We start from the raw sequence: 23,251 nt of genomic DNA on the forward strand, positions 1-23,251 counted from the left end.
TCTATGCAGTATTTGGGTAAAGTGATTGGCGTGGCAGTGGCTTTGCTGATGGGCGGTGGGTTTTGGGGTGTCGTGCTCGGCTTCCTGGTGGGCCATATGTTTGACCGGGCGCGCAGTCGCCGGTTGAATCTCTTCGCCAATCAACAGGAACGCCAGTCGCTCTTCTTTTCCACCACCTTTGAAGTGATGGGGCATCTGACCAAATCCAAGGGTCGCGTCACCGAAGCTGATATTCATGTCGCCAATGTGCTGATGGATCGCATGAACCTGCACGGTGCATCGCGTACGGCGGCGCAGCAGGCGTTTCGCGACGGCAAGGCCGACAACTATCCGCTGCGCGAGAAGATGCGTCAGCTGCGCAGCGTCTGCTTTGGGCGCTTCGATCTGATTCGGATGTTTCTGGAAATTCAGCTGCAGGCGGCGTTCGCTGACGGCGAATTGCACCCCAACGAACGTGAAGTGCTGTTCGTCATCGCTGACGAGCTTGGCATCTCCCGCGCCCAGTTCGATCAATTCCTGCGGATGATGCAGGGCGGCGCCCAGTTTGGCGGCGGTTCGCAGCAGCAATCGTATGGTCAGCACGGCGGCAATGCCGGCTGGCAGCAGGCGCAGCGCGGGCCAACCCTCGAAGATGCCTGCAATGTGCTGGGGGTGAAACCGACCGATGACGCGGCGACGGTGAAGCGCGCCTATCGTAAGCTGATGAACGAACATCATCCGGACAAGCTAGTGGCGAAAGGGCTGCCGCCGGAGATGATGGAGATGGCCAAACAGAAAGCTCAGGAGATCCAGAAGGCCTGGGAGCTGATCAAAGAGCAGCGCGGCTTCTGAGTTTTCCCGCCCCTCCCGTCCGGCGAGGGGTTTTAGTTTTTAGGCTGTGCGCGTCGGTACAGCCGCCGCGGATGGCCGATTTTTCCATACAGCATCTCCACTTCCAGAAAGCCGGTCTCGACACCGTGTTCCAGATAGCGCCGGGCGGTGGTTTTGCTGAGCCCGGCGGCGCTGACCACCTCATCGACGGAAAAACAGTGTGCTTCCCGGCCGCTAAACAATCCCTGCACCAGCGCCAGCGTCTTCTCTTCAATGCCCTTACTGCCGCTATCCACGCGGAAGTTCTTCGCCTGCAGTTGGTAGAGAGAATCGACGTTCTGCTGATCGACGATTTTCCATTCCCGCTGCTGATCGTAAAACTGGATAAAGCGCTCAAGCGACTGGCTCAGCCGCTTCCAGGAGACGGGCTTAAGGATATAGTCGAAGGCGCCGTTGCGGATGGCCAGGCTGCAGGTTTCCATATCGCTGGCGGCGGTGATAAAGATCACTGAGCAATGGGTGGTTGCCAGCACCGGGTCGGTCATCAGCGTGACGCCTTTGCCGTCCGGTAAATAGTTATCCAGCAGCACCAGCTGCGGCGGACTGGCGTGGAGCAACTGCCGCGCCTGAGCGAGGGAGGCCGCCATGCCTGCCAGCCGCAGTCGCGGGTGTTTTTGCACAAGCTCGGCGTGCAGGCGCGCCAGCTCGCTCTCATCTTCAATGATCAGCACATCGACCAGGTCATGATGCATTGTGGGCCTCCGTTTGCGGACAGGCGGGGGCGTCGGCCGGGATAAACAGGGTGAAGATGGTTCCCCGCGGCGCGTTGTCGGCGACTTCGATGGTGCCGCCCGCCTGAGTGACATAATGTTCAATAAGATACAAACCAATGCCGTGATCGCCACGGGTTTTGGTGGTCACGCCGCGTTCAAAAATGCGGTCGCGAATATCGGGACGAATGCCGACGCCGCGGTCAGCCACTTCGATGATCAGTTCCCGGGCGTTGAGCTGAATCAGCACTTCCACCGGCTCGTGCGGCAGCTCGGCGCGCTGCGTGGCTTCGATGGCGTTATCCAGCAGGTTGCCGATGATGGAGATCAGTTCGGATTCCTTTAGCGACGGCAGCGGACGATCGATACGACAGGCCGGGTCGAAGCTCAGGACCACGCCTTTTTCGCGGGCGCGGGTCGCTTTGCCCAACAGCAGGCCGCACAGTGTCGGCGAGTGGAAGTGCGAGGAGATGAAGTCCAGCAGCTCCTGGGCATGCTCCGACTGGGCCTGAATATAGCGGATCGCTTCGTCATAGTGACCCATATGCAGCAGACCGGAGAGGGTGGTCATCCGGTTGAGCTGCTCGTGGCGCATGATGCGCAGGTTGTCGACATAGCGCTTCACCTGGCTGAGCTGGGCGGTGAGGGCATTGATTTCGTTGCGGTCGCGGAAGGTGATCACCCAGCCCTGCAGCGTATTCTCCAGCATAATGCGCACCCGGCTGGCGAGCACGGTCAGCTGGTTGAAGCGGCACAGCTCGTCATGAGTGTCACGCTCGAGCATGTCGCCGCTGGCGAAAAACGGCTGCGGCGAAATGACGCTGTCGATTGACTGGCCGCGCAGCTGACGGGCAGGCTGGCTGAGCCCCAGCAGGCTGCGGGCGGCATGGTTAATCACCTCAATGCGCCGCTGGTGATCGATGACGATCACCCCTTCAAAGATCGACTCCATCATTGCCTTTTGCTGACGTACCAGCAGGCCTATCTCCCGCGGCTCGAGCGAAAAAATCTGCTTCTTGATGCTGCGGGTAAAGTACCAGGAGAAGATAAACAGGGCGATGAGCAGCAGGATGGCGGCGATAAAAATATTGATCACTTTGGTCAGCGTGATGCTGTCGAGATAGCTGGTGAGGTAGCCAACGGAGACAATGCCGATCACCTGCCCCTCGTCATCGACGATGGGCGTTTTGCTGCGCAGTGAGACGCCGAGGCCGCCTTTGCGAATGGTGGTGATGGAGTGCCCCTCCAGCACCGCCTGATTGTCGCCGCCGACCAGCCGCGTACCAACCCACTCCGGATGGACGGAGTGAAACAGATGCACGCCCTGCCGATCGCCGATGACGATAAAACTGGCGTCGCTATGGGCGGCGATTTGCTGCATAAACGCCCGGATCGCCTGCGGATCGTGCTGGCTGACCTGCTGACGCAAATTTGGCATCAGGGCTATCTCTTCAGCCTGAATTTTGGCCCGGCCACTCATCTCCTGATACAGCTGGCGGCTGGCGTCAAAATAATAATAAATGCCCAGCGCTATAAAGAGGACCGAGAAAAAGGCGACCAGCGAAATAAACAGCTTATATTGAAAAGAGAGCTTCATAGGTCCCGTACTGCGTATTCACCATACCGGCACTCTATCATTTTTCTGTCACGTGACGTAAATGTTAAGAAGAAGTTGTGATCGTCTGCGCAGGCGCTGGCTGTCGGCGGGGGACTCAGTGGAAATAACGCGTCAGGGAGAATAAAAACCATAAAAACCACAATAATAAATCAGAGATATATCACCCCTTAGCGGTTCCGTGAATAGAAACCATAAAAACCATAGTGACCATTAAAACTTCTTTTTTAATCTGGGGAGCTTCACATTAACGACGCCGCTGTCCCTTTACGCTGAAAATGAATAATAACGACAGGGCTGAATTTATGAGCACCACAGACAATGCATTCTCTGCAACCCTTGAACCGATCAATACGCCGAAAACCACGCTGAAGCAGCGCTGGTGGCACATCATGGATAACTGGAAGGTAGGGATCGTCCCGCTGCCGCTATTTTTGCTGGCCGGGGGGCTGATTGCCCTCGACTGCCTTGGCGGTAAACTGCCGAGCGATATCGTGGTGATGGTGGCCACCCTGGCTTTCTTTGGCTTCGCCTGCGGCGAGTTTGGTAAGCGCCTGCCGGTGCTGGGAAAACTCGGCGCGGCGGCGATCTGCGCCACTTTTATTCCTTCCGCGCTGGTCCACTACGGTCTGCTGCCGGATGTGGTCGTGGAATCCACCACCAAATTCTATAAATCCACCAATATCCTCTATCTCTACATCTGCTGCATCATCGTCGGCAGCATCATGAGTATGAACCGCACCACGCTGATTCAGGGCTTTCTGAAGATCTTCTTCCCGATGCTGTGTGGCGAAGTGGTCGGCATGCTGGTGGGCATCGGCGTCGGCACGCTGCTGGGCATGGAGCCGTTCCAGGTGTTCTTCTTTATCGTGCTGCCGATCATGGCCGGTGGCGTGGGGGAAGGGGCGATCCCGCTGTCAATGGGTTACGCCGCGCTGATGCATATGGAGCAGGGCGTGGCGCTGGGCCGGATATTGCCGATGGTGATGCTCGGCAGTCTGACGGCGATCGTTATCTCCGGCTGCCTCAACCAGCTCGGCAAGCGCTCCCCGCATCTCACCGGTGAAGGACAACTGATGCCGAACCGCAGCAATGAAACCCGTAGCCTCGGCGAGAGCGAAGGCGTGAGCGGCAAAACCGACGTCGGGACTCTGGCCTCCGGCGCGCTGCTGGCGGTGCTGCTGTATATGATGGGGATGCTTGGCCACAAACTGATTGGCCTGCCGGCGCCGGTGGGCATGCTGTTCCTCGCGGTGCTGTTAAAGCTGGCTAATGTGGTTTCTCCACGCCTGCAGGAGGGATCGCAGATGGTGTATAAATTCTTCCGCACCGCGGTGACTTACCCGATCCTCTTTGCCGTCGGCGTGGCGATCACCCCGTGGCAGGAACTGGTAAACGCCTTCACGCTGACCAACCTGCTGGTGATCGTCAGTACCGTCTCGGCGCTGGTGGCGACCGGGTTCTTTGTGGGTAAAAAAATAGGGATGCACCCGATCGATGTGGCGATTGTCTCCTGCTGCCAGAGCGGGCAGGGCGGCACCGGCGATGTGGCGATCCTGACCGCCGGTAACCGCATGAGCCTGATGCCGTTCGCGCAGATCGCTACCCGCATCGGCGGGGCGATAAATGTCTCGCTGGGACTGCTGTTCCTCAGCCACTATCTGGCGTGATTAAACGCTGCGCTAAGCGATAAATCTGCCATTTTCCGCTACAGAACGCAGAAAATATCTGCGTTCTGTATCCTAAATGCTCCGCATTTAGCGTTACAATCAGCGCGCGATCGGCTATCGCATCCATCATCATGACAGCCCAGGCGCTGTCGCATTTATCATATGTAGGAGAGGAATTAATGTCAGTGGATACTCCCGCCCAGGCGGGCGTCAGCATCGATGCATTGCTGGCGGCGAAAGAGCAGCGTGCAGCCCGCCAGGCTGACTGGCTGGCCCATTATCAGCAGCCTGTTATTTCCCTGACCCTGGTGACCCCGGGGGCGGTGAAAGACAGCATTCGCTATCGCAACATGATGGGCGTTGCCCTCCAGGCCTGCGACCAGCTGCTGTGGAAGCACCGCTGGCAAGCGCTGGATCGTCAGGTGCTGTGGTTGCCGACCGGGCCCGAAGCGCTGTGGTGCGTGGCGCACCCGGCCAGCGAAATCAAAGCGATGTGCAGCACGCTGGAGCAGAGCCATCCGCTGGGACGCCTGTGGGATATCGATGTGATCTGTCCACAGAACGGGCAGGTGGGACGTCAGTCGCTGGGTGAGTCGCAGCGCCGCTGTCTGCTGTGTGATGAGCCGGCGCACGCCTGCGCGCGCAGCCGTCGCCACGACACCGATCTCGTCGTGGCGCGCGTTGAGCAGATGATTGATGCGTGGTTTGCCCGCGACTAACGGGTCAGTATTCCCCGGCGGCAAGGCGCTACCGGGGACATCCTAAAAGTCGACCGGCGCGCGAAAGGTCATCGCGTTGCCGTAGGCAGGGTGGGTGATGGTGAGCGTCTCGGCGTGCAGCAGCAGACGCGGGGCCATCGCCAGCGCCTCCGGCGTGGCGTAAAAGCGGTCGCCAAGGATCGGATGCCCCAGCGCCAGCATATGCACGCGCAGCTGATGCGAGCGCCCGGTAATCGGCTTCAGGCGCACGCGGGCGGTGTTGTCCTCCGCGTACTCCAGCACCTCATACTCGGTTTGCGCCGCTTTGCCGGTTTCGTAGCACACCTTCTGCTTTGGCCGGTTCGGCCAGTCGCAAATCAGCGGTAAATCCACCAGACCTTCCGCCGGCTGCGGATGGCCCCAGACGCGGGCGACGTACTGTTTTTTCGGCTCGCGCTCGCGGAACTGACGTTTCAGCTCACGCTCCGCGGCTTTATTCAGCGCCACCACAATCACGCCGCTGGTGGCCATATCCAGGCGATGCACCGATTCGGCCTGCGGGAAGTCGCGCTGAATGCGCGTCATCACGCTGTCTTTATGCTCCTCAAGACGACCGGGTACGGACAACAAGCCGCTCGGCTTGTTGACCACCATGATGTGCTCATCCTGATACAGGATCACCAGCCAGGGATCCTGCGGCGGATTGTAGTTTTCCATCGCCATGTTCGCGTTCCGTTACTGGTGGGTGACGACGATCAGACGCAGCGCGTCCAGACGCCATCCGGCCTGCGCCAGCGCATCCATCACCTGCTGACGGTTGCTTTCGATCGCCGCCAGTTCGTCGTCACGGATGTTCGGGTTCACCGCCTTCAGCGCTTCCAGACGCGACAGCTCCGCCGTCAGCTTTTCATCGGCTTCGTTACGCGCTGCGTCGATCAGCCCCAGCGCCGCTTTGGCGATCTGCGCTTCGCCCTGTTGCAGAATGGCGTGAACGTCCTGCTGCACCGCGTTGACCAGTTTGCTGCCGGTGTGGCGGTTAACCGCGCTCAGCTGGCGGTTGAAGCTTTCAAATTCCACCTGGCCGGCGAGGTTGTTGCCGTTTTTATCCAGCAGCAGGCGAACCGGGGTCGCCGGCAGGAAGCGGTTAAGCTGCAGCTGCTTCGGCGCCTGCGCTTCGACGACGTAGATCAGCTCCAGCAGCAGGGTGCCGACCGGCAGCGCCTTATTCTTCAGCAGGGAAATGGTGCTGCTGCCGGTATCGCCGGAGAGGATCAGATCCAGACCGTTGCGGATCAGCGGATGTTCCCAGGTGATGAACTGCGCATCTTCACGCGACAGCGCCACGTCACGCTCGAAGGTGATGGTGCAGCCGTCTTCCGGCAGGCCCGGGAAATCCGGGACCAGCATATGGTCGGACGGGGTGAGGACGATCAGGTTTTCACCGCGGTCGTCCTGGTTGATGCCGACGATATCGAACAGGTTCATCGAGAAGGCGATCAGACTGGTGTCGTCATCCTGCTCTTCGATGCTCTCCGCCAGCGCCTGCGCTTTCTCGCCACCGTTGGAGTGGATCTCCAGCAGACGGTCGCGGCCCTGCTCCAGCTGCGCCTTCAGGGCGTCATGCTGTTGGCGGCAGGATTTGATCAGATCGTCAAAGCCATCGGTGGATTCTGGCGCCGCAAGATAGTTAATCAGTTCATCATGGACGCTGTCGTAGACGGTGCGGCCGGTCGGGCAGGTATGTTCGAAGGCGTCGAGCCCTTCGTGATACCAGCGCACCAGCACCGACTGCGCGGTCTTTTCCAGGTATGGAACGTGGATCTGGATATCGTGCGCCTGACCGATACGGTCGAGACGGCCGATACGCTGCTCCAGCAGATCCGGGTTAAATGGCAGGTCGAACATCACCAGGTTGCTGGCGAACTGGAAGTTACGTCCTTCGGAGCCGATTTCGGAGCACAGCAACACCTGCGCGCCGGTGTCTTCTTCGGCAAACCACGCCGCGGCGCGGTCGCGTTCGATAATCGACATCCCTTCATGGAACACCGCGGCGCGGATGCCTTCGCGCTCGCGCAGCACCTGCTCCAGCTGTAGCGCGGTGGCGGCTTTGGCGCAAATCACCAGGACCTTCTGCGAGCGATGGCTGGTCAGGTAGCCCATCAGCCACTCGACGCGCGGGTCGAAGTTCCACCAGGTGCCGGTATCGCCTTCAAATTCCTGATAGATCTGCTCCGGATAGAGCATGTCGCGCGCGCGCTCTTCCGCGGTTTTGCGGGCGCCCATGATGCCAGAGACCTTGATGGCCGTCTGGTACTGGGTCGGCAGCGGCAGACGAATGGTGTGCAGCTCGCGTTTCGGGAAGCCTTTCACGCCGTTACGGGTGTTCCGGAACAGCACGCGGCTGGTGCCGTGGCGGTCCATCAGCATCGAGACCAGCTCCTGGCGCGCGGCCTGAGCGTCTTCGCGATCGCTGTTGGCAGCCTGCAGCAGCGGCTCGATATCCTGCTCGCCGATCAGATCGCCAAGGGTATTGAGTTCGCTATCGCTCAGCGTGTTGCCCGCCAGCAGCAGGGCGACGGCGTCGGCGACCGGGCGGTAGTTTTGTTGTTCTTCAACAAACTGGGCAAAATCGTGGAAGCGGTTTGGATCCAGCAGACGCAGGCGCGCAAAGTGGCTCTCCATCCCCAACTGTTCCGGCGTCGCGGTCAGCAGCAGGATGCCCGGCACGCGCTCGGCCAGCTGTTCAATGGCCTGATATTCACGGCTCGGCGCCTCTTCGCTCCACACCAGGTGGTGCGCTTCGTCGACCACCATCAGGTCCCATTCGGCGTCGCACAGATGCTCCAGGCGCTGTTTGCTGCGGCGCACGAAGTCTAAAGAGCAGATCACCAGCTGTTCGGTTTCGAACGGGTTGTAGGCATCGTGCTGCGCTTCGGCGTAACGTTCGTCGTCGAACAGCGAGAAACGCAGGTTGAAACGGCGCAGCATTTCCACCAGCCACTGGTGCTGGAGGGTTTCCGGGACCACAATCAGCACGCGCTCGGCGGCGCCGGAGAGCAGCTGCTGGTGGAGGATCATCCCGGCTTCGATGGTTTTACCTAAGCCCACTTCATCGGCCAGCAGGACGCGCGGCGCGTGACGACGGCCCACGTCATGGGCGATGTTCAGCTGATGCGGGATCAGGCTGGTGCGCTGGCCGCGCAGGCCGCTCCACGGCATGCGGTACTGCTCGCTCTGGAACTTACGCGCACGGTAGCGCAGGGCAAAGCGGTCCATACGGTCAATTTGACCGGCAAACAGGCGGTCCTGCGGCTTGCTGAACACCAGTTTGCTGTCGAGCAGCACTTCACGCAGAGTCACGTTCGCTTCCTGGGTGTCCAGGCGAGTACCGGTGTAGGACAGCAGCCCGTTCTCTTCATTCACTTTGTCAACGTGGAGCTGCCAGCCTTCATGGCTGGTAATGGTGTCGCCCGGGTTAAACATCACGCGGGTGATCGGGGAATCGTTGCGAGAGTACAGACGGTTTTCGCCGATGGCGGGGAAAAGGAGAGTGACCATGCGCGCATCCAGCGCTACCACCGTCCCTAATCCTAGTTCGCTCTCTGTGTCGCTAATCCAGCGTTGACCAAGTGTAAAAGGCATATGTGTTCGGCTCTTTGTTCTTTAATTGCAGGCAATAGTTGATCATCTCCATGAATAATCGGAGATGCGTCAAAATTGGGGCCAGGAATGGAAAGGGCGCTATATTACTGGATGGAGGAACGTTCGTCACCTCCTCCGCACCCTTCATTTTTCGGCTTTTGTGCCTGCGGAATGAGTGAGAAAAAATTAAAATAGCCCCAGCTGTCCTGTCACTATTGTAGCAAAGTCATCGTTGACGAAGGGCAGGATCCCTTCCGCCACCGGCTGCAACTGCTTTGTTAAATAGTGATCGTAATCGAGCGGCGACTGCTGGTAATCCACCGGCTCCGGGCCGCTGGTGGTCCAGACGTATTTGATGGTGCCGCGCTGCTGATACTGCTGCGCCCGCCCAAGCTTCACGTTGTGTTCATCCGCCAGCCTCGCGGCGCGCACGTGCGGCGGCACGTTACGTTGATACTCGGCCAGCGGTCGGCGCAGGCGCTTGCGATAAACCAGCTGCTTGTCGAGTTCGCCATTCATCAGCCTGGCGATAGTCTCCCGCACATAATCCTGATACGGCTGGTTGCGGAAGATGCGCAGGTATAACTCCTGTTGAAACTGCTGGGCTAGCGGCGTCCAGTCGGTGCGTACCGTCTCCAGCCCCTTGAACACCATGCGCTGGGCATCGCCCTCCTGAATCATCCCGGCATAGCGCTTCTTGCTGCCGGTATCGGCGCCGCGGATCGTCGGCATTAAAAAGCGGCAGAAGTGGGTTTCATACTCCAGCTCCAGGGCGCTGGTCAGCTGGCTTTTACCAAGCTCCTGCGCCCACCAGGCATTGACGTCGCTGACCAGCTCGCGGCCGATCTCCGCTGCCTGTGCTTCGCTATGCGGGCGTTTCAGCCAGACGAAGGTGGAATCGGTATCGCCGTAGATAACGTCGTAGCCTTTGGCTTCAATTAGCGCTTTGGTCTGGCGCATGATCGCGTGACCGCGCATGGTAATCGACGAGGCGAGACGCGGGTCGAAGAAGCGGCAGGCGCTGGTGCCCAGCACGCCGTAGAAGGCGTTCATGATAATCTTCAGCGCCTGGGAGAGCGGCTTATTATGCTGGCGTTTGGCTTCATCGCGGCCGTGCCAGATCTGGCTGACAATGCCGGGCAGGCAGTGTTTGTCGCGTGAAAAGCGGGCGCCGAGGAAGCCCTCGATGCTGTGCTGATCATCGGGCTGCGCCAGGCCTTCCACCAGGCCGACCGGATCGATTAGAAAGGTACGAATAATCGACGGATACAGGCTTTTATAGTCCAGCACCAGCACCGAGTCATACAGACCGGGGCGGGAGTCCATCACGTAGCCGCCGGGGCTGGCCTGCGGGGGGACGTCGCCGAGGTTCGGCGCCACGTAGCCCAGGCGGTGCATGCGTGGGAAATAGAGATGGCTGAAGGCGGCCACCGATCCGCCGTGGCGATCGGCGGGCAGACCGTTAACCGTCGCCCGTTCGAGCAGAAACGGCATGATCTCCGTTTTGTGGAAGATCCGCGTGACCAGCTCGCAATCCTGCAGGTTATAGATCGCCAGCGCCGGTTTGTCTTCATGGAAGCGGCGATCGATCTCGTCCATCCGATCCCACGGGTTGTCAATGGCTTTACCTTCACCCAGCAGTTCGCGGGCCACGGCCTCCAGTGAAAAGGAGGAGAAGTTCCAGAACGCGGATTTTAGCGCGTCGATGCCGTCGATAATTAGCCGCCCGTTGGCCTGGGCGAAAAAGACGCCGTTCTTAAAACCGTGCTCACGCCACTCCAGCTCGCTGTTGCCGCGGCCGAGACGCAGCGGGATACGATAGCGCTCGGCGTGCTTTTGCAGGACCCGCAGATCGAACTGCACCACGTTCCAGCCGATCAGCACGTCAGGGTCGTGTTCGGCAAACCAGGCGTTGAGCTTTTCCAGCAGCAGGGGACGGCTGGCGATGAAGACCAGCTCGAAGTCGACGTCTGGCGGCGTTTCCGGTTCGGGGCCCAGCATGTAGACCACCCGCTGGCCGCAGCCTTCCAGACCGATGCAGTACAGCTCGCCGTGGCGGCTGGTTTCGATATCCAGCGACACCCATTTCAGCGGCGGGCGATAGTCAGGGTTCGGTTTCATGCGCGCGTTGACCAGCTGCGAGCCGCGCGTTTCGCCTTCCACCCACACCGGGGCGGTAATAAAGCGCTCCATCAGGTAGCGCTCCGGCGGACGGATATCACCCTCGTAGACGGTGACGCCGCTGTCGCGGAGCATCTTCTCCAGACGCATCAATTGACGATGGGCGCGACAGTAAAGGCCGACAACCGGCTGCCGGTGGAAATCTCTCAGGGTCAGTGGAGCGAAGCGGAAGCCTTTCTCCCCCTGCAGCAGCTGTTCAGCCTGCGCCTGCTGCGCTTCGGGGATAAAGGCAACGGACTCCTGCGGCGGGAGTGTGACCTGCAGCGGGCCGTCGTCGGTGGCCAGCCAGAAGGAGAGCTCGCTGCCCTGCGGGGTGTCCCGCCAGTGACGGGTGAGTAGAAAACCTGCTCGTGGCTGGGTCACGGGTATTCTCGCCGATAAAAAACCAGGCTTGATTATAGCCTGGTTTCATGATGGATGCTGGGGTTTTATACAGGTATTCGGCGCTAAGGTGGCGAGCAGGGTGATTATTGGCCGTAGTAGGCTTTGGCCCCGTGCTTACGCAGATAGTGCTTATCGAGCAGCGTCTGCTGCATATCCGGCAGCTGCGGCGCCAGCTGGCGGCAGAAGATACCCATATAGGCGATCTCTTCCAGCACGATGGCGTTATGCACCGCGTCTTCGGCATTCTTACCCCAGGCAAACGGGCCGTGGGAATGCACCAGCACGCCGGGCATCTGCGCCGGGTCGATTCCCTGCTGACGGAAAGTTTCGACAATCACGTTGCCGGTTTCCCACTCATATTCGCCGTTGATCTCCGCATCGGTCATCAACCGGGTGCAGGGAACCGGGCCATAGAAATAGTCAGCGTGGGTGGTGCCGGTCGCTGGAATGGATTGCCCGGCCTGCGCCCAGATGGTGGCGTGGCGCGAATGGGTATGCACAATACCGCCCAGCGTCGGGAAGGCCTGATACAGCAGGCGATGAGTAGGGGTATCCGACGAGGGCTTCTTGTTGCCTTCCACCACCTCGCCAGTCTCCAGACTGACGACCACCATATCGTCGGCGGTCATCACGCGGTAATCCACGCCGGAGGGTTTGATAACCAGAACGCCCTGGTCGCGGTCGACGGCGCTGACGTTGCCCCAGGTTAAGGTCACCAGATTATGCTGCGGCAGCGCTAAGTTGGCTTCCAGAACCTGGCGTTTAAGATCTTCTAACATAGTGTGCTCCGAATAGCAGGCGAGTCGGGTATCCCTCACCCCGACCCTCTCCCGGCGGGAGAGGGAGAAAGGCGGCATGGCGCCCTGTCGGTATCCTCTCCCCAACGGGGAGAGGGAAAGGGTGAGGGGACGGCCTCTTAGCGTTTTGAACCGTAATACACTTCATTCCAGCGCAGCGCGTCCTTGAAGGACGGCAGACGGGTATCGTTGTCGATGACCGTCAGCTCGATATTGTGCAGCTCGGCGAACTGGCGCATATCGTCGAGGTTCAGCGCATGGCTGAAGACGGTATGGTGCGCGCCACCGGCGATGATCCAGGCTTCCGAAGCGGTACGCAGATCCGGCTGCGCTTTCCACAGGGCGTTGGCCACCGGCAGCTTCGGCAGATCGTGCGGCGTCGGGACGGTTTCAATGGTATTGACCAGCAGACGGAAGCGATCTCCCAGATCGATCAGGCTGGCGACAATCGCCGGGCCGGTCTGGGTATTGAAGATCAAACGCGCCGGATCCGCTTTGCCGCCGATACCCAGCGGCTGGACGTCGAGGATCGGTTTCTCAGCGGTAGCGATCGTCGGGCACACTTCCAGCATATGCGAACCGAGCACCAGGTCGTTGCCGTTGTCGAAGTGGTAGGTGTAATCCTCCATAAAGGAGGTGCCGCCCTGCAGACCGGTTGACATCACCTTCATGATGCGAAGCAGAGCGGCGGTTTTCCAGTCGCCTTCACCGGCAAAGCCGTAGCCCTGCTGCATCAGGCGCTGCACGGCGAGACCCGGAAGCTGTTTCAGGCCGTGGAGATCTTCAAAGGTGGTGGTAAAGGCGTGGAACCCGCCCTGCTCGAGAAAGCGTTTCATCCCCAGCTCAATGCGCGCGGCGTCCAGCACGTTCTGGCGCTTCTCGCCGTGAACCTGCGCCGCCGGGGTCAGACGGTAGCTGCTTTCATATTCATCGACCAGCGCGCTGATATCGCCGTCGCTGATGCTGTTGACCACCTGCACCAGATCGCCGACCGCCCAGGTGTTCACTGAGAAGCCAAACTTGATCTGCGCCGCGACTTTATCGCCGTCGGTCACCGCTACTTCGCGCATGTTATCGCCGAAACGGCACACTTTCAGATGGCGAGTATCCTGTTTGGAGACCGCCTGGCGCATCCAGCCGCCGATGCGCTGGTGGGCTTCTTTATCCTGCCAGTGGCCGGTGACCACGCTGTGTTGCTGGCGCATACGGGCGCCGATGAAACCGAACTCGCGGCCGCCGTGCGCGGTCTGGTTCAGGTTCATAAAGTCCATATCGATGCTGTCCCACGGCAGCGCGGCATTGTATTGCGTATGGAACTGCAGCAGCGGCTTGTTGAGGATGGTCAGGCCGTTGATCCACATTTTTGCCGGCGAGAAGGTATGCAACCAGACCACTAACCCGGCGCATTTGTCATCGTAGTTGGCGTCGCGGCAGATATGAGTGATCTCGTCCGGAGTGGTGCCCAGCGGCTTAAGGACCAGTTTGCACGGCAGTTTGGCTTCCGCATTCAGGCTGTTCACCACATGTTCGGCATGCTTCGTCACCTGGCGCAGGGCTTCCGGGCCGTACAGATGTTGACTGCCAATAACGAACCATACTTCATAGTTATCAAAAATCGTCATTTTCGTATCCTTAATGGGTGAGCGCTGCCTGAGATTGCGGGGCTTTTTCCGCCTTTGCAGCCGAAGGGAGATAGTGTTGTTCAGCGCTGACCGACCACTGCTGGTAGCGCTGATAGAGTTGTTCGAAACGTTGCGCCTGCACCGGGCGTGGCTGCAGGGTGGTTTCCACCTGGCTTGCCATCCGCTGCTGGGCGGCGGGAATATCGTCATAGACGCCGGCGGCGACGGCGGCGAAGATAGCCGCCCCCAGCGCACAGCACTGATCGGAGGCGACAATCTGCAGCGGGCGGTTCAGCACATCGCAGCAGGCCTGCATGATGACCTGGTTTTTCCGTGCGATACCGCCGAGGGCCATCACGTTGTTAACCGGGATCCCCTGCTCGGTGAAGCACTCCATAATGGCGCGGGCGCCAAAGGCGGTGGCGGCGATGAGGCCACCGAACAGCGCCGGCGCGTCGGTCGCCAGGTTAAGATCGGTGATCACCCCTTTCAGACGCTGGTTGGCATTCGGCGTGCGGCGGCCGTTGAACCAGTCGAGCACCACCGGCAGGTGATCGAGGGACGGATTATTGGCCCAGGCTTCGGTGAGCGCCGGCAGTAACTGTTTTTGGCTGGCTTTGATTTGCTCGCGCAACGCCGGCTGCTGCTGAGCCAGTTGTTCCAGCGGCCAGCCGAGAATGCGGCCAAACCAGGCGTAAATATCGCCGAAGGCGGACTGGCCTGCCTCCATGCCGATAAAGTGCGGAACCACGCTGCCGTCAACCTGCCCGCAGATGCCTTTTACCGTGCGCTCGCCGACGCTCTCTTTATCGGCAATCAGGATGTCGCAGGTGGAGGTGCCGATGACTTTCACCAGCGCGTTAGGTTGCGCCCCGGCGCCAACGGCGCCCATATGGCAGTCGAAGGCGCCGCCGGAGATGGCCACGGTCTGCGACAGACCCAGACGCTGGGCCCACTCTGCGCTCAGCGTGCCGACCGGCACATCGGCCGTCCAGGTATCGGTGAACAGCGGCCAGGCCAGATGCTGGTTAATGATGGGATCAAGCTCATCGAAGAAGCTGGCCGGCGGCAGACCGCCCCAGCTTTCGTGCCACAGCGATTTATGTCCGGCGCTGCAGCGGCCGCGGCGCAGATCCTGCGGACGGGTGGTGCCGGAGAGCAGGGCGGGCACCCAGTCGCAAAGTTCTACCCACGAGGCGGCTGCCTGGGCGACGGCGCTATCTTCGCGGGTGACGTGAAGGATTTTGGCCCAGAACCATTCGCTGGAGTAGATACCGCCGATATAGCGCGAGTAATCCTCTTTGCCCGGCTGGTGACACAGGCGGGTGATCGCCTCGGCTTCCTCGACCGCGGTGTGATCCTTCCACAGGACAAACATGGCGTTAGGGTTGTCAGCGAATTCTTCGCGCAGCGCCAGCACGTTGCCCTCGGCATCAACGGGAGCCGGGGTTGAGCCGGTGCTGTCGACGCCAATGCCCACGACGTCGGCGCGCTGTTCGGCGCTCAGCGAAGCGAGCACGCTTTTCAGCGCCGCTTCCATGGACTCGATGTAATCTCGCGGGTGGTGGCGGAACCGGTTGTTAGCCCCATCGCAATACTGTCCTTCCCGCCAGCGCGGATACCACTCTACGCTTGCCGCCAGCTCTGCGCCGGACGCGCATTCCACCGCCAGGGCGCGGACTGAGTCACTACCAAAGTCGAGGCCAATCGCAATTGCCATCTTGTTACTCCATGCAGAAATCATTCATGCAGCAACAGTAGATATCCCCGGCAAAATCCGTCAGGCCGGATTCGCTAATCTTATGGATTATTTTGCTGTCACCTCGCAAAGTGTGACGCCGTGCAAATATTCGATGTGGACTTTCCTGCCGTATTTATAGACACTTTTGTTACCCGGTATATCACGGTGGAATGCACGCTGCTGGCGCTTTTTCGCTTACCGTGCGGCTTTTTAGCGAAATTCCCACCGCCGTCGCAGTCGCGACAGGGCCGAGAGCGATAAAATGATGAATATGGACAATTGGTGTCATTAATACCTTCGGGGAGAACCACGCGTATGGCCGAAACGCAAAACGATCCGCTGCTGCCGGGCTACTCTTTTAACGCTCATCTGGTCACCGGCCTCACGCCGATTGAGGCGCAGGGATACCTGGATTTCTTTATCGACCGCCCGCTGGGCATGAAAGGCTATATTCTCAACCTGACGATCCGCGGCGAGGGTGTTATCAACAACCACGGCGAGCAGTTCGTCTGCCGGCCGGGTGATATGTTGCTGTTCCCGCCAGGGGAAATCCATCACTACGGCCGCCATCCCGACGCCAGCGAGTGGTATCACCAGTGGGTCTACTTCCGGCCACGCGCCTACTGGCACGAGTGGCTCAACTGGCCGACGATCTTCGCCCAGACCGGCTTTTTCCGTCCGGATGAACAGTGGCAGGCGCGCTTTGGCGAACTGTTCGGCCAGATCGTCGATGCCGGGCAGGGGGCGGGGCGCTATTCCGAACTGCTGGCAATAAATCTGCTGGAACAGCTGCTGCTGCGGCGCATGGAGGCGATCAACGAATCGCTGCATCCGCCGCTGGATAACCGGGTGCGCGACGCCTGCCAGTACATCAGCGACCATCTGGCGGACAGCCATTTTGATATTGCCAGCGTCGCCCAGCACGTCTGCCTGTCGCCCTCGCGTCTGTCGCACCTGTTCCGCCAGCAGTTGGGGATCAGCGTGCTCGGCTGGCGGGAAGATCAGCGCATCAGCCAGGCCAAACTGCTGCTGAGCACGACACGGATGCCGATCGCCACCGTCGGGCGCAACGTTGGCTTTGAAGATCAGCTCTATTTTTCGCGCGTATTTAAAAAATGCACCGGCGCCAGCCCGAGCGAATTCCGTGCAGGATGTGAATAAAAAGTAAAGAAAGTGAAATGATGACCCGCTTAAATATCACAGCCAGTAAACTATTAAGACAATTGGTGGCTTGACGAGGGCGCGATGGCTCCGGAGAATCCGGGCTTCGTTTTTTAACCGGGTACATTATGCAAGCATTGCTGGAACACTTTATCACCCAATCCACGGTCTACTCGTTGTTAGCCGTGATGCTGGTGGCCTTTCTCGAGTCGCTGGCGCTGGTGGGGCTTATCTTACCCGGAACGGTGATGATGGCCGGCCTTGGGGCGCTTATCGGCAGCGGTGAGGTTAACTTCTGGCAGGCGTGGCTGGCGGGGATTGTCGGCTGTCTGCTGGGCGACTGGATCTCATTCTGGCTCGGCTGGCGCTTTAAAAAGCCGCTGCACCGCTGGTCGTTTATGAAGAAAAACCGTGCCCTGTTGGAGAAGACCGAGCATGCGTTGCATCAGCACAGCATGATCACCATTCTGATCGGCCGCTTTGTTGGGCCGACGCGACCGCTGGTGCCGATGGTCGCCGGGATGCTCGATCTGCCGGTGGCGAAGTTTGTGCTACCGAATATTATCGGCTGCCTGCTCTGGCCGCCGCTCTATTTCCTGCCCGGCATTCTCGCCGGGGCGGCGATTGATATTCCGGCCGATGAAAACAGCGCCAGCTTTAAATGGCTGCTGTTGGGGGCGGCGCTGCTGGCCTGGCTGGCAGGGTGGCTGTGCTGGCGGCTGTGGCGGAGCGCGAAAACCTCAGGCGATCGCCTGACCCGCTGGCTGCCGCGCGGCCGACTACTGTGGCTGTCACCGCTGATGGTGGTGGTCGCCGCGACGGCGCTGACTCTGGTCTGCCGCCATCCGCTGATGCCGGTCTATCTGGCGATCCTGCACAAGGTTATTGCGCGCTGATGCCCATCAGATGCGAGGCGCTGCTGTTGCCGCTTAACAGCTCGGCGGTGGCGCCATCCCAGACAATCCGCCCTTCGGCGACCACTATCGAGCGCGGCGCGATGCGTGCGGCATCTTCCACGCTGTGGGAGACCATCAGCAGAGTGAGCTGCTGCTGCTCGCAGACATCGGCGACCAGGGACAGCATCTCCTGACGCAGCGCCGGGTCAAGCGCTGAGAAGGGTTCATCCAGTAACAGCACCGGCTGCTGGCGCACCAGACAGCGGGCCAGCGCCGCGCGCTGCCGCTGACCGCCGGAAAGCTCGCCCGGCAGGCGTTCCAGCAGCGCATCAATTCCCATCTGTCCGGCCATCGCCGCCACCTGCGCCTGCTGCTCGCGGCTCAGTTTCAGGCCCGGGTGGATCCCGAGGCTGATATTCTGCCGAACCGTGAGATGGTTAAACAGGTTATTCTCCTGGAACAGCATCGAGACCGGACGCTGCGCCGGCGGCGTCGCGTTATGCACCTCGCCATTGATCCGCAGGCTGCCGCTGGCGGGCGGTAGAAAACCGGCGATCAGATTCAGCAGGGTGCTCTTTCCGGCGCCGCTGGGGCCGAGCACCGCGATGCGCTCGCCGCGCGCGACGTCGAGGGTAAAACGCATCGGCAGATGCTGGTACAGCCAGGTCACATCATTGAGTTTTAGCATCACGCCCCGGAAGTTTTTCAATCAGCGTAAATAATAAGAAACAGAGCAGCAGCAGGAGCAGGGCGGTGACGGCGCCGTCCTGGCTGCGGTAGGCGCCTATCTGCTGGTACAGATAGAAAGGCAGGGTGCGGAACGCCTCGTTGCCGAACAGGGCCACCACGCCGAAGTCACCAATCGACAGCACGCAGGCGAAGGCTAACGCCTGGGCCAGCGGGCGCCGGAGGGCGCGAAGCTCAACCACCCGCAGCCGCGTGAAGCCTTCAATCCCCAACGACTGGCACAGCATACTGTAGCGAGCGGTTACGTCGCGCATCGGGTTTTCCAGCACTTTGAGCGCGTAGGGGATCGCCATCAGGGCATTGGTGAAGATGACGATGCCGTCGGCGGACTCCGGCAGTCCGACGCTGTTACTGAGCAGCAGAAAAAAGCCAGTGGCCAGCACAATCCCCGGCATGGCAAGGATTAACATGCCGCTCAGCTCCATCGCCTGCCCGGCCAGCGGCCGCTGGCGGGCGCGCAGCTCCCGGCTGCTCCACAGCAGCATCATCGTCAGGGTTACGCTCAACAGCCCGGCGGCGATGGCGATGCGCAGAGAGGTACTCAATGCCTGCCAGAGCGCCGGCTGCGCCAGCACGTTCAGCATGTTGCGGTTGATCCCGTCGACGATGACCGCCAGCAGCGGCGGGAGCAGCAGCAGCAGGGCGGCGCCGATCAAGAGTCCGTCGCTCAGGCGGCTATGCAGACGATCGTCAGGGTCGCGCCAGCCGCGGACATGGCTGACGCCGATAGCCACCGCTTTACTGAGGCGCTGGCTGAGCAGCACCAGCGCGAGGCAGCAAAGCATCTGGATCAGCGCCAGCATTGCCGCGCGCGCCGGATCGTAGTCAAAGCTCAGCGCCTGGTAGATAGCCAGCTCAATCGTGGTGGCCTTCGGGCCGCCGCCCAGCGACAGCACGGTGGCGAAGCTGGCGAAGCAGAGCATAAAAATCAGCGCAGCGACGGCGGGAATGTGCCGGCGCATCCACGGCCATTCGACGAGGCGGAAGAAGGCATAGCCGCGCATGCCAAGCTGGGCGGCAATTTGCCGCTGTTCACCAGGGATACTCTCCAGCGCCTGCAGCAGCAGGCGGGTGGCCATCGGCATATTGAAAAAGACGTGCGCCAGCAGGATGCCCTGCAGACCGTAGGGCGAGAAATCCCACTGCCAGCCGAGCGCGTGAAACAGCGAGGCCAGCCAGCCCTGGCGGCCATAGACGCTGAGGATGCCGAACACCGCCACCAGCACCGGCAGGATCAGGGTCATCGCGCACAGGCGCAGCAGCAGTGTGCGGCCCGGGAAGCGACGCCGGTAAAGGGCGCGGGCGAGAAAGATGGCCGGCACCACCGAGAACAGCGCTGACAGCGACGCCTGCCAGAAGGAGAAGCGCATCACGTGCCACAGGTAGCTATCGCTGAAGACCGATTGCCAGCCCGCGCCGGGGGCGCTAAACCACAGCGCCAGAAACGCCGCCAGCGCGACGGCGCAGAGCAGGGTGGCGGCAAAAAGGCCCGGCAATAGCCCGCTAAGGTTTAGCGGCTGACGGCGCGTTGCCATGCGCTAATCCAGGTCTGACGCTCGCTGGCGACCTGCTGCGGGGTAAACGACAGGGTGGTCTGCGGCTTCACCAGGGTATCAAACCCGGCCGGCAGCGCGACCTGAGTCACCGGATACATCCAGTTCCCGGTGGGGATGGCGTTCTGGAAGCCAGGCGAGACCATAAATTTGAGGAACTTCTCCGCCAGTGCCGGCTGCTTGCTGGCGGCGGTACGCGCGGCAACTTCGACCTGCAGATAATGGCCTTCAGCGAAGCTCGCCGCCGCATAGTTGTCTTTCTTCTCTTCAATAATGTGGTAAGCCGGCGAGGTGGTGTAGCTTAAGACCAGGTCGCTTTCCCCTTTCAGGAACAGACCGTAGGCTTCACTCCAGCCCTTGGTGACGGTGATCGTTTTCGCCGCCAGCTTCTGCCAGGCCTCGGGCGCTTTATCGCCATAGACCTTTTGCATCCACAGCAGCAGGCCCAGCCCCGGGGTGCTGGTGCGGGGATCTTCGTAGATGACGCGCCATTTCTGCGGGCTCTCAACCAGCTCTTTCAGGCTTTTCGGCGGGTTAGCCAGTTTATTTTTGTCATAGACGAAGGCGAAATAGCCGTAATCGTAGGGGACAAAGGTGTCATTATCCCATCCGCCTGGCACGCTGACCGCGCTGGCAGGTACGTGGCTTTTGGCGAACAGTTTACTCTGCGCCGCGGCTTCCAGCAGGTTGTTATCCAGGCCAAGCACGATGTCGGCCTTGCTGTTCTTGCCTTCCATGCGCAGGCGATTCAGTAGCGAAACGCCATCTTCCAGGGCGACGAACTTCAGTTCGCAGCCGCAGTCCGCTTCAAAGGCTTTTTTGACCGCCGGGCCGGGGCCCCAGTCGGCAGAGAAGGAGTCATAGGTATAGACGGTGAGGACAGGCTTAGCCAGAGCGGGCATGGCGACCAGCGCCAGCAGCGGGAGTAATTTTTTCAACACTTTGCACCTCAGAAAAAAGGGGTGGCAAAGGATTTTGAGTGAGCCTCAAATCCCTTCGCCGGCGTTATCCGGATCAGGTTCGACGGGTATTTTCTCAGCCCATACGCTTCATCCTTCAAGCCGCATCTGCGTTAGCTTCGCGCGTTCACCCCTGTCACATAGTTATCTATGCTCCAGGGGATTCACCCGCTTGCTGCCGTGATGCAACTTGAATGATATTGCGTATGTTTATTAGCACCCCGTTGAGAACGGCCTTAGTGTAATGATTTTGTCAGATGACGGAAAGCGCTTACGGCTCCGGCGGCGCAAACCACGCGGATTTAAAGTCGAACCAGCCGAGGGTGTTCATCCGTACGCCGCGCATACTGCGCTGCCCCTGAATCATCAGCCAGTGGTGGATCAGCGGCACGATATGTTGCCCGGCCAGCAGCCGCTGGCTCCAGGTGGCCGGATTAAACTCTCCCGCGCGCCAGCGGCAGGCGTCTGCCTGCCAGTCAATGGGGATGCAGCGCTGAATGAGCGGGACTTCGTACAGATAGGCGAAGAGTGAGAATTCGATCGGTAAGGTGAAGTTAACGCTGTTAAGCCAGATATCGCTGACCACCTCGCCGCGATGCCAGGCATCATACTCCAGCTCTTGGATCTCCAGTTTTACCTGATGCGCTGCCAGCAGGTCGCGCATAATCCCGCCGATCACCCGATGTTCGACGTGATCGCGGTAATAGGTGAGGGTGACGGTCTCCAGCCCCGCCGGCTTCTCGCAGGCGTGGTTGCTGGCGTGATGCCAGCGCGGCAGCAGGCCGTAGGCGGGAAACCAGTTGCCCTGGTAGTGTTCGCCCGCATGGTAGAGCAGGTTGGCGGGCTGAAACAGATAGCTTAACCAGCGACGCACCGCGTCGTTGGCCCCCAGCGGGCTTCGCGAGTCGAACAGCAGGTAATAGCAGCCCTCTTCCAGGCGACTCTCCACCGCTTTTTCGCTTTCGGTATTGCCCTGCAGCGTCAGGCCGCCATTGGGCTCTTCACTAATTTCCGGCAGCACCCAGACGTTCACCTCATCGATCAGCGCCCGGTAGCCAAAATAGTCTTCAAAGGCATGGATCTTGAGCTGGTTCTGATTGTTACGCACCACAGCATAAGGGCCGGTGCCGACCGGCATGGAGGAAAAGTGGTTCATGGTCTGCCACTCCTGCGGCAGCACCATCGCCGGCACCTGGCCCAGCAGCCAGGGCAGCCAGCGGTCGGGCTGGCGCAGATGAATATCCAGGGTCCAGGCGGTGGGCGATTCGATGCGTTCGATATGTGAATAGAGCGGCAGGGCATTGCTGCGCTGCAGAGAGGCGATCACATCCGCCATCTCCAGCTCACGGCCGTGGTGAAAATGGATGCCCGGGCGGAGGAAAAAGCGCCAGTGGGTGGGGGTCAGCTGCTGCCAATGGTGGGCAATATCGGCTTCCAGTTCCCCATTTTCCTCATTTACCCGCGTCAGGGCGCTGAAAATTTGCCGGGCAATATGCGTTTCCGAACGCCGCAGCGCACTGCCGGGCAGTAAATTCTTCATCGGACGGTAGTAGAGCACGCGCAGGATATGGCGTCCCTGGCGGAAGCTGCGGCCAAGATGAGAGATCAGCATCTGGCGGACGGCGGCCTTATCGCCGACCAACTGCACCAGCTGATCGATGCGATCCTGCTCGAGGAGATCTTCGGCACGCTGCTGCTGCAGGGCGAGACCGGTATAGAGAAAGGTTAGCCGCGAACGCTTGCCGCGGCCTGCCTCCGCCTCCCAGGCCAGCCAGCCGCGGGACTCCATCATATTGAGCAGGGTGCGCATATGGCGACGCGAGCAGCTCAGCATTTCCGCCAGCTCGTTGAGGGTGGTCTCCTGCGACTTGCCGTCGCAGCACTGCCATAAGCGGATGAACTGTTGTTGCAGACGGCTGGAAGACATAAAAGGGGAACTCCTGCGCAAAACTCAGCAATTTATTACTCCCCATATTAAGCCAATAATGAATCCCGATGAAGCGAG

At 60.3% G+C, this 23,251-nt stretch carries 17 protein-coding genes and 1 riboswitch; of the genes, 5 read left to right on the plus strand and 12 right to left on the minus strand.

The genetic code is table 11. The annotated features are described in order from the left end of the window. Positions 1-3 precede the first annotated feature (3 nt). Positions 4-831 (plus strand): co-chaperone DjlA, encoded by an 828-nt coding sequence (gene djlA, locus SPE70_RS03675; protein ID WP_008807470.1) that lies wholly within the window; start codon positions 4-6, stop codon positions 829-831. Positions 832-863: 32 nt separating this feature from the next. On the opposite strand, the gene SPE70_RS03680 is transcribed toward djlA, so the two are convergent. After that, positions 864-1,562 carry a response regulator gene (locus tag SPE70_RS03680; protein WP_008807469.1) on the minus strand — a complete coding sequence of 233 codons (699 nt, stop codon included), beginning with the start codon at positions 1,560-1,562 and terminating at the stop codon, positions 864-866. Further along, a complete protein-coding gene (locus tag SPE70_RS03685) occupies positions 1,552-3,177 on the minus strand; it encodes an ATP-binding protein (RefSeq protein ID WP_012542874.1) in 1,626 nt (541 codons plus the stop codon). Before SPE70_RS03685 ends, SPE70_RS03680 begins: the two co-directional genes overlap by 11 nt. A 323-nt stretch (positions 3,178-3,500) precedes the next feature. Here SPE70_RS03685 and SPE70_RS03690 point away from each other — a divergent pair, with 323 nt between their 5' ends. Together SPE70_RS03690 and citX are read left to right on the plus strand one after the other, a co-directional pair. Continuing rightward, the gene (locus tag SPE70_RS03690) at positions 3,501-4,865 is read left to right on the plus strand and encodes a 2-hydroxycarboxylate transporter family protein (protein ID WP_008807467.1); all 1,365 of its coding nucleotides are present in this window, start codon (positions 3,501-3,503) and stop codon (positions 4,863-4,865) included. Between the two features lie 179 nt (positions 4,866-5,044). Next, a complete protein-coding gene (gene citX, locus SPE70_RS03695) occupies positions 5,045-5,584 on the plus strand; it encodes a citrate lyase holo-[acyl-carrier protein] synthase (protein ID WP_008807466.1) in 540 nt (179 codons plus the stop codon). Between the two features lie 42 nt (positions 5,585-5,626). Here citX and rluA read toward each other — a convergent pair whose 3' ends face one another. From rluA to araB, 6 genes are all read right to left on the minus strand, one after another. Then, positions 5,627-6,286, minus strand: coding sequence for a bifunctional tRNA pseudouridine(32) synthase/23S rRNA pseudouridine(746) synthase RluA (gene rluA, locus SPE70_RS03700; protein ID WP_008807465.1), 660 nt, complete (start codon positions 6,284-6,286; stop codon positions 5,627-5,629). 12 nt (positions 6,287-6,298) lie between these two features. Beyond that, positions 6,299-9,205, minus strand: a complete 2,907-nt coding sequence (gene rapA / locus SPE70_RS03705) for an RNA polymerase-associated protein RapA (RefSeq protein WP_012542873.1) — start codon at positions 9,203-9,205, stop codon at positions 6,299-6,301. Between the two features lie 186 nt (positions 9,206-9,391). Then, positions 9,392-11,749: a DNA polymerase II gene (gene polB, locus SPE70_RS03710; RefSeq protein WP_032736657.1), complete on the minus strand. Its 2,358-nt coding sequence runs from the start codon at positions 11,747-11,749 to the stop codon at positions 9,392-9,394. 104 nt (positions 11,750-11,853) lie between these two features. Then, entirely contained in the window at positions 11,854-12,549 is a 696-nt protein-coding gene (gene araD, locus SPE70_RS03715) for an L-ribulose-5-phosphate 4-epimerase (protein ID WP_012968949.1), read from the minus strand. A gap of 137 nt (positions 12,550-12,686) precedes the next feature. Next, positions 12,687-14,189: an L-arabinose isomerase gene (gene araA, locus SPE70_RS03720; protein WP_008807461.1), complete on the minus strand. Its 1,503-nt coding sequence runs from the start codon at positions 14,187-14,189 to the stop codon at positions 12,687-12,689. Between the two features lie 10 nt (positions 14,190-14,199). Then, positions 14,200-15,909: a ribulokinase gene (araB, locus tag SPE70_RS03725; protein ID WP_136047501.1), complete on the minus strand. Its 1,710-nt coding sequence runs from the start codon at positions 15,907-15,909 to the stop codon at positions 14,200-14,202. 336 nt (positions 15,910-16,245) lie between these two features. On the opposite strand from araB, the gene araC reads away from it, so the two are divergent. Then, positions 16,246-17,091 (plus strand): arabinose operon transcriptional regulator AraC, encoded by an 846-nt coding sequence (araC, locus tag SPE70_RS03730; protein ID WP_004204301.1) that lies wholly within the window; start codon positions 16,246-16,248, stop codon positions 17,089-17,091. 128 nt (positions 17,092-17,219) lie between these two features. Further along, complete coding sequence (locus SPE70_RS03735; protein ID WP_008807458.1) at positions 17,220-17,987, plus strand: DedA family protein; 768 nt, start codon at positions 17,220-17,222, stop codon at positions 17,985-17,987. Here SPE70_RS03735 and thiQ read toward each other — a convergent pair. The 4 genes from thiQ to sgrR form a co-directional block, all read right to left on the minus strand. After that, entirely contained in the window at positions 17,974-18,675 is a 702-nt protein-coding gene (gene thiQ / locus SPE70_RS03740; RefSeq protein WP_012542868.1) for a thiamine ABC transporter ATP-binding protein ThiQ, read from the minus strand. The genes SPE70_RS03735 and thiQ overlap by 14 nt on opposite strands. Continuing rightward, positions 18,659-20,269 carry a thiamine/thiamine pyrophosphate ABC transporter permease ThiP gene (gene thiP / locus SPE70_RS03745; RefSeq protein WP_136047500.1) on the minus strand — a complete coding sequence of 537 codons (1,611 nt, stop codon included), beginning with the start codon at positions 20,267-20,269 and terminating at the stop codon, positions 18,659-18,661. The genes thiQ and thiP overlap by 17 nt, the downstream gene beginning before the upstream one ends. Next, a complete protein-coding gene (thiB, locus tag SPE70_RS03750; RefSeq protein WP_049139963.1) occupies positions 20,245-21,228 on the minus strand; it encodes a thiamine ABC transporter substrate binding subunit in 984 nt (327 codons plus the stop codon). Before thiB ends, thiP begins: the two co-directional genes overlap by 25 nt. 32 nt (positions 21,229-21,260) lie before the next feature. After that, positions 21,261-21,480, minus strand: a riboswitch (TPP riboswitch). Between the two features lie 37 nt (positions 21,481-21,517). Continuing rightward, positions 21,518-23,173, minus strand: coding sequence for an HTH-type transcriptional regulator SgrR (gene sgrR / locus SPE70_RS03755; protein WP_008807454.1), 1,656 nt, complete (start codon positions 23,171-23,173; stop codon positions 21,518-21,520). Positions 23,174-23,251 lie beyond the last annotated feature (78 nt).

This window comes from Klebsiella sp. ZJOU C1 (assembly GCF_035620215.1).
GTDB lineage: Bacteria > Pseudomonadota > Gammaproteobacteria > Enterobacterales > Enterobacteriaceae > Klebsiella > Klebsiella variicola.

What these genes read in the sequence shown, in the direction of transcription:
- djlA (WP_008807470.1), top strand. Translation starts at nt 4, where the DNA reads ATGCAGTATTTGGGTAAAGTGATTGGCGTGGCAGTGGCTTTGCTGATG.
- SPE70_RS03680 (WP_008807469.1), bottom strand. Translation starts at nt 1,562, where the DNA reads ATGCATCATGACCTGGTCGATGTGCTGATCATTGAAGATGAGAGCGAG.
- SPE70_RS03685 (WP_012542874.1), bottom strand. Translation starts at nt 3,177, where the DNA reads ATGAAGCTCTCTTTTCAATATAAGCTGTTTATTTCGCTGGTCGCCTTT.
- SPE70_RS03690 (WP_008807467.1), top strand. Translation starts at nt 3,501, where the DNA reads ATGAGCACCACAGACAATGCATTCTCTGCAACCCTTGAACCGATCAAT.
- citX (WP_008807466.1), top strand. Translation starts at nt 5,045, where the DNA reads ATGTCAGTGGATACTCCCGCCCAGGCGGGCGTCAGCATCGATGCATTG.
- rluA (WP_008807465.1), bottom strand. Translation starts at nt 6,286, where the DNA reads ATGGCGATGGAAAACTACAATCCGCCGCAGGATCCCTGGCTGGTGATC.
- rapA (WP_012542873.1), bottom strand. Translation starts at nt 9,205, where the DNA reads ATGCCTTTTACACTTGGTCAACGCTGGATTAGCGACACAGAGAGCGAA.
- araD (WP_012968949.1), bottom strand. Translation starts at nt 12,549, where the DNA reads ATGTTAGAAGATCTTAAACGCCAGGTTCTGGAAGCCAACTTAGCGCTG.
- araA (WP_008807461.1), bottom strand. Translation starts at nt 14,189, where the DNA reads ATGACGATTTTTGATAACTATGAAGTATGGTTCGTTATTGGCAGTCAA.
- araB (WP_136047501.1), bottom strand. Translation starts at nt 15,909, where the DNA reads ATGGCAATTGCGATTGGCCTCGACTTTGGTAGTGACTCAGTCCGCGCC.
- araC (WP_004204301.1), top strand. Translation starts at nt 16,246, where the DNA reads ATGGCCGAAACGCAAAACGATCCGCTGCTGCCGGGCTACTCTTTTAAC.
- SPE70_RS03735 (WP_008807458.1), top strand. Translation starts at nt 17,220, where the DNA reads ATGCAAGCATTGCTGGAACACTTTATCACCCAATCCACGGTCTACTCG.
- thiQ (WP_012542868.1), bottom strand. Translation starts at nt 18,675, where the DNA reads ATGCTAAAACTCAATGATGTGACCTGGCTGTACCAGCATCTGCCGATG.
- thiP (WP_136047500.1), bottom strand. Translation starts at nt 20,269, where the DNA reads ATGGCAACGCGCCGTCAGCCGCTAAACCTTAGCGGGCTATTGCCGGGC.
- sgrR (WP_008807454.1), bottom strand. Translation starts at nt 23,173, where the DNA reads ATGTCTTCCAGCCGTCTGCAACAACAGTTCATCCGCTTATGGCAGTGC.